This window comes from Falsiroseomonas sp. RANM36 (assembly GCF_056682175.1).
On sequence record NZ_JBWXTD010000002.1, the window covers coordinates 274,526 to 280,355 of the forward strand.

The following is a 5,830-nucleotide window of genomic DNA, read 5'->3' on the forward strand; positions in this document are numbered from 1 at the left end:
GCCGGCGGCATCGCGCACGACTTCAACAATCTGCTCACCGCCATCGCAGGCAGCGCCGAGGCGGCGCTCGCCCGCGCCCCCGATGGCGACGCCGCGCCCGAGCTGCGCCAGGTGATGGAAAGCGCCGGGCGCGGTGCGGCGCTGGTGCGCCAGCTTCTGGCCTTCGCGCGGCAGCAGGCGCTGAACCCGCGCGTGGTCGAGCTGAACAGCGCGGTCGCGGCCATGGCCGGGCTGCTGCGCCGCCTGCTCGGCAGCCGCATCCGCCTGACCGTCGAGCTGGAGGAACCGGGGCGGCGGGTGCGGATCGACCCGCCCCCGCTCGACCAGGTGATCATGAACCTGGCGCTCAACGCGCGCGACGCCATGCCCGATGGCGGCGCGCTGCTGATCGCGACGCGCCATGCCGTGGTGCTGCAGCCCGAGCCGCTGCAGCAGGAGGAACTGCCGCCCGGCCGCTATGCGGTGCTGGAGGTCAGCGACAGCGGCGGCGGCATCGCGCCCGACATCCTGCCGCGCATCTTCGACCCCTTCTTCACCACCAAGCGCGAGCAGGGCGGCCGCGGGCTCGGCCTTGCCACGGTGCATGGCATCGTGCGCCAGTCCGGCGGCTTCATCGCGGCCGAGAGCCGCATGGGCGAGGGGACGACCTTCCGCATCTGGCTGCCGCGGCACGACGGCCCGGCCGACGCCCTGCCCCCGCCGCCGGCCCCCCTCGTGCCGCCGGCCGCGCCCCGCCCGGCCCCGCGCCCGCAGCCGGGCGCCGCCGTGGCGACGGCTCCGGTGCTGCTGGTGGAGGACGAGGCGCCGCTGCTGAAGCTGGCCGAGCGCGCGCTGCGCCGTGCCGGATTCGAGGTGCTGAGCGCCGCCTCGGCCGAGGATGCGCTGGACCTGCTGGACAACGGTGCGCCGAAACCCATCGCGCTGGTCTCGGACGTGGTCATGCCGGGGATGGACGGGCTGGCGCTCGCCGCCCGCCTGCGGGAACGCGACCCCGACCTGCCGGTGCTGCTCGTCTCCGGCTATGCCGAGGTGGCGCTGGGGCGGGACCTGGAGGCAGAGCGGCTCAAGCTGCTGCCCAAGCCCTATGGCCTGGCCGATCTGGTGGCCGAGTTGCGGTCCATCCTGCCGAGGACTCCCGCCAAAGTTTCCTAAATGTTCTTGTGTGGGTCCGCTGCCTGAGCCATAGTGCCGGCCGGCCGATGACCGGTTGCGGAACGCCGTGGAGTCTCCGCATCCGATCGGGCATGGTTGCCGCAGGCATGACCGCAGGGTGGTGATTCGCCCCGCTGTTGCGCCTTTGGGTTGAGACAGGACGTCGGAGAGCGCGACCCCATGGACAAGACGAAGGCGCTGGATGCCGCGCTGAGCCAGATCGAGCGGGCATTCGGCAAGGGCTCGATCATGCGGATGGGCACCAAGGCCGCCGATGCGGAGGTGGAGGTGGTCTCCACCGGCTCGCTCGGGCTCGACCTCGCCCTTGGCATTGGCGGCCTGCCGAAGGGCCGGATCGTGGAGATCTACGGCCCGGAGAGCTCGGGCAAGACCACGCTGGCGCTGCACGCGATCGCGGAGGCGCAGAAGCGCGGCGGCACCTGCGCCTTCATCGACGCCGAGCATGCGCTCGACCCCGGCTATGCCCGCAAGCTCGGCGTGGATGTGGACAACCTGCTGATCAGCCAGCCGGATGCCGGCGAGCAGGCGCTCGAGATCTGCGACACGCTGGTCCGTTCCGGCGCGATCGACGTGCTGGTGGTGGACAGCGTCGCGGCGCTGGTGCCCCGCGCTGAGCTCGAGGGCGAGATGGGCGACAGCCATGTCGGCCTGCATGCCCGGCTGATGAGCCAGGCGCTGCGCAAGCTGACGGGCAGCGTCTCGCGCTCCAACACGCTGCTGATCTTCCTGAACCAGATCCGCCTCAAGATCGGCGTGATGTTCGGCAACCCGGAGACCACCACGGGCGGCAACGCGCTGAAGTTCTACGCCAGCGTGCGCATGGAGATCCGGCGCATCGGCTCGATCAAGGAGCGCGACACCACCACCGGCAACCAGACGCGGGTGAAGGTGGTGAAGAACAAGATGGCCCCGCCGTTCCGGCAGGTGGATTTCGACATCATGTATGGCGAGGGCATCTCCAAGGTGGGCGAGCTGATCGACCTCGGCGTGAAGGCCGGCATCGTCGAGAAGTCCGGCGCCTGGTTCTCCTGCGACAGCCAGCGGATCGGGCAGGGGCGGGAGAACGCGAAGCAGTTCATGCGCGACAACCCCGAGGTCGCGGCCAGCGTCGAGAAGCGCATCCGCGACCAGGCGAGCGGCCTGGCCAATGCGATGCTGGCGGGCGAGGAGACGGAGGCCGCGGCGGCCGAGTAGCCCCGGCCGGCCGGGCCGCGCCCGGCCTGCCCGGCTTCCTGCGGCGGCGCCTGCCGCCTCCGGCGGCCGGCCCTATGCGGCCCCCGGATGCGCGGCCGCAGCGCGCGGGCGGCATCGGCGGCGCCCGCCCCGCTTTGGCCCGCTGCACGACCCTCGACGCCTCGCGGGCCACGCGCTACCTCCTGCGCATGGCCAGCAGCAACGACATCCGCGCAACCTTCCTCGATTACTTCCGGCGCAACGGGCATGAGGTGGTGGACAGCTCACCGCTGGTGCCGCGCAACGACCCCACGCTGATGTTCGCCAACTCCGGCATGGTGCAGTTCAAGAACGTCTTCACCGGCCAGGAGAAGCGCCCCTATGTGCGGGCGACCACGGCGCAGAAATGCGTGCGCGCCGGCGGCAAGCACAACGACCTGGACAATGTGGGCTACACCGCCCGGCACCACACCTTCTTCGAGATGCTGGGCAATTTCAGCTTCGGCGACTACTTCAAGGAGCAGGCCATCGCCTATGCCTGGGAGCTGGTGACCAAGGATTTCGCCCTGCCCAAGGAACGGCTTCTGGTCACGGTCTATTCCGAGGACGACGACGCCGCGGCCTACTGGAAGAAGATCGCCGGTTTGTCCGAACGCCGCATCATCCGCATCCCCACCAGCGACAATTTCTGGCGCATGGGCGACACCGGCCCGTGCGGCCCCTGCTCCGAGATCTTCTTCGACCATGGCGACAGGATCCCCGGCGGCCCGCCCGGCAGCGAGGACGCCGATGGCGACCGCTTCATCGAGATCTGGAACCTCGTCTTCATGCAGTACGAGGAAGGGCCGCCCGGCACGCGCGTCAGCCTGCCGCGCCCGTCCATCGACACCGGCATGGGGCTGGAGCGCTTCGCGGCGATCCTGCAGGGCAAGCACGACAACTACGACACGGACACGCTGCGCGCGATCATCCTGGCCAGCGCCGAGGCCACCGGCCAGGACCCGGACGGCCCGTTCCGCGTGAGCCATCGCGTGGTGGCGGACCATCTGCGCGCCTCGGCCTTCCTGGTGGCGGACGGCGTGCTGCCCTCCAACGAGGGGCGCGGCTACGTGCTGCGCCGGATCATGCGCCGCGCGATGCGCCACGCGCACATGATGGGCTCGCAGGACCCGCTGCTCTATCGCCTGGTGCCGGCGCTGATCCGCCAGATGGGCGCCGCCTATCCGGAACTGGTGCGGGCGGAGAAGCTGATCGTCGAGACGCTGAAGCTCGAGGAAGGCCGCTTCCGCAGCCTGCTCGCGCGCGGCCTCGGCCTGTTGGCGGAGGAGACGGCGCGGCTCGGCGACAAGGGCGTGCTGCCCGGCGAGGTGGCGTTCCGCCTGTACGACACCTACGGCTTCCCTCTCGACCTGACGCAGGACGCGCTGCGCGGCGAGGGCAAGGGCGTGGACGTCGCCGGCGTCGAGGCGGCGATGGCCGAGCAGAAGAAGCGCGCCCGCGCGGCCTGGGCGGGCTCGGGCGAGGCGGCGACGGAGACGCTCTGGTTCGACCTGAAGGAGAAGCTCGGCGCGACCGAGTTCCTCGGCTATTCGCCCGAGACGGCGGAGGGCGAGATCCTCGCCATCGTCCGCGACGGGCAGGTGGTGGAGAGCGCGCCGGTCGGCGCCGAGGGCGCGGTGGTGCTGAACCAGACGCCGTTCTACGCCGAGAGCGGCGGCCAGGTCGGCGACACCGGCCTGATCTCCGCCGGGGAGGCGGCGCGGATCAACATCCGCGACACCCAGAAGAAGCTCGGCGACCTGATCGTGCATTTCGGCCAGGTCGCGCATGGCGAGGCGAAGGTCGGGCTCGCGGTGCAGGCCGAGGTGGACCATGCCCGCCGCGGCGCCATCCGTGCCCATCATTCCGCGACGCATCTGCTGCATGAGGCGCTGCGCCGGCGGCTCGGGCCGCATGTGAGCCAGAAGGGCTCGCTGAACGCGCCGGACCGGCTGCGCTTCGACGTCTCCCACAACGCGCCGATGTCGGATGAGGATCTGGCCTGGGTGGAGGCCGAGGTGAACGCCCGCGTGCGCGAGAATGCCGAGGTCACGACCCGGCTGATGACGCCCGAGCAGGCGGTCGCGGCCGGGGCCATGGCGCTGTTCGGCGAGAAATACGGCGAGGAGGTGCGCGTCGTCGGCATGGGCCATGACGCGGCCGCCACCGAGAAGCACGGCGTCTATTCGCTGGAGCTTTGCGGCGGCACGCATGTGCGCCGCACCGGCGATATCGGCCTCTTCCGCATCGTGGCCGAGGGCGCGGTCAGCGCCGGCGTGCGCCGGGTGGAGGCGGTGACCGGCGAGAGCGCGCTGCGCGTGATCGAGGAACGCGACCGGCAGCTCAACGAGGCGGCCGCGGCGCTCAAGGTGCGCCCGCAGGAACTCGCCGAGCGCATCGCCGCGCTGGTGGAGGAGCGCCGGAAGCTGGAGCGCGAGGTCTCCGACCTGCGCAAGAAGCTGGCGACCGGCGGCGCGGGGGCGGAGGTGGAGACGATCGGCGGGCGGCGCGGGGCGCTGCGCGCGGGGGGCGAGGTGCCGGCGCGCGACCTGAAGGGCCTGGCCGAGGCGATCCTCAAGGGCGGCACGGCGGATGTGGCGGTGCTGGTCTCCACAGAAGGCGGCAAGGCGAGCATCGTCGCCGGCCTCGCGGCGGCCGCGAAGGGCAGGACGGATGCCGTTTCCCTGGTGCGCGCCGCCGCGGCCGCGGTCGGCGGCAAGGGCGGCGGCGGGCGGCCGGAGATGGCGCAGGCCGGCGGCCCCGATGCCGACAAGGCCGCCGAGGCGCTGGCCGCGGTGCGCGAGACTCTGGCGCATGGTGTCGCGGCGTGAGCTGCCCGGTCTTCCTGGCGTGATCCGGGCGGCGGCGCTCGTGCTGCTGGCGGCGCTGCCCGCCGGCGCCGACGCCGCCGAGATCGTCCTGCGCGCCGAGCGGCCGCGGTCCCGGCCGCTGATCCTGCATGTCGAGGCCGTGTCGGGCAGCTGGCAGGTCCGCGTGCTCGACACCGGCGGGGTGGAGCGGCAGCGCTTCGCCGTGCCGACCGATGCGCCGGATGCGCCGCCCCGAGCCCTCGATGCGGACGAGGACGGCGCGGCCGATCTCTGGCTGCCGCTGGCCGCCGGCGGGGCGAACACCACCTTCGCGCTGTGGCGGATGCAGCCCTCGCGCTCGCGCCTCGTGGCGGCCGGCGAGGTCTCGGGCAGCGCCTTCACCCTCGATCCCGCGGGCCATCTCGTCGCGACGGCGCGCAGCGGCTGCTGCACCATCGAGCATGTCTTCCATCGGGTCGGCGGCGACGGCGCGCTGGACCGCGCCTTCACCCTGACGCGCCGGCTCGACCCGGACCTGCCGCCCGCGCAGCGCTGCACGGTGGAGCCCGGCAGCGCGGCGCCGCCCGCGCCCCCCGGGGGGGGGCGCGGGCCGCGGGGGGGCGGGGGGCCGGCGC

General features: G+C 72.5%; 4 protein-coding genes. All 4 read left to right on the forward strand.

Annotated features, from left to right (window positions below):
• A partial coding sequence (locus AC1MIR_RS02245; RefSeq protein ID WP_480026558.1) for an ATP-binding protein occupies positions 1-1,152 on the forward strand: 1,152 nt, incomplete at its 5' end.
• Between the two features lie 180 nt (positions 1,153-1,332).
• Positions 1,333-2,367: a recombinase RecA gene (gene recA, locus AC1MIR_RS02250; protein ID WP_480026559.1), complete on the forward strand. Its 1,035-nt coding sequence runs from the start codon at positions 1,333-1,335 to the stop codon at positions 2,365-2,367.
• Between the two features lie 188 nt (positions 2,368-2,555).
• A complete protein-coding gene (gene alaS, locus AC1MIR_RS02255) occupies positions 2,556-5,216 on the forward strand; it encodes an alanine--tRNA ligase (RefSeq protein ID WP_480026560.1) in 2,661 nt (886 codons plus the stop codon).
• The coding region (locus AC1MIR_RS02260; RefSeq protein WP_480026561.1) for a hypothetical protein at positions 5,200-5,830 on the forward strand (631 nt) is incomplete at its 3' end. The genes alaS and AC1MIR_RS02260, both read left to right, overlap by 17 nt.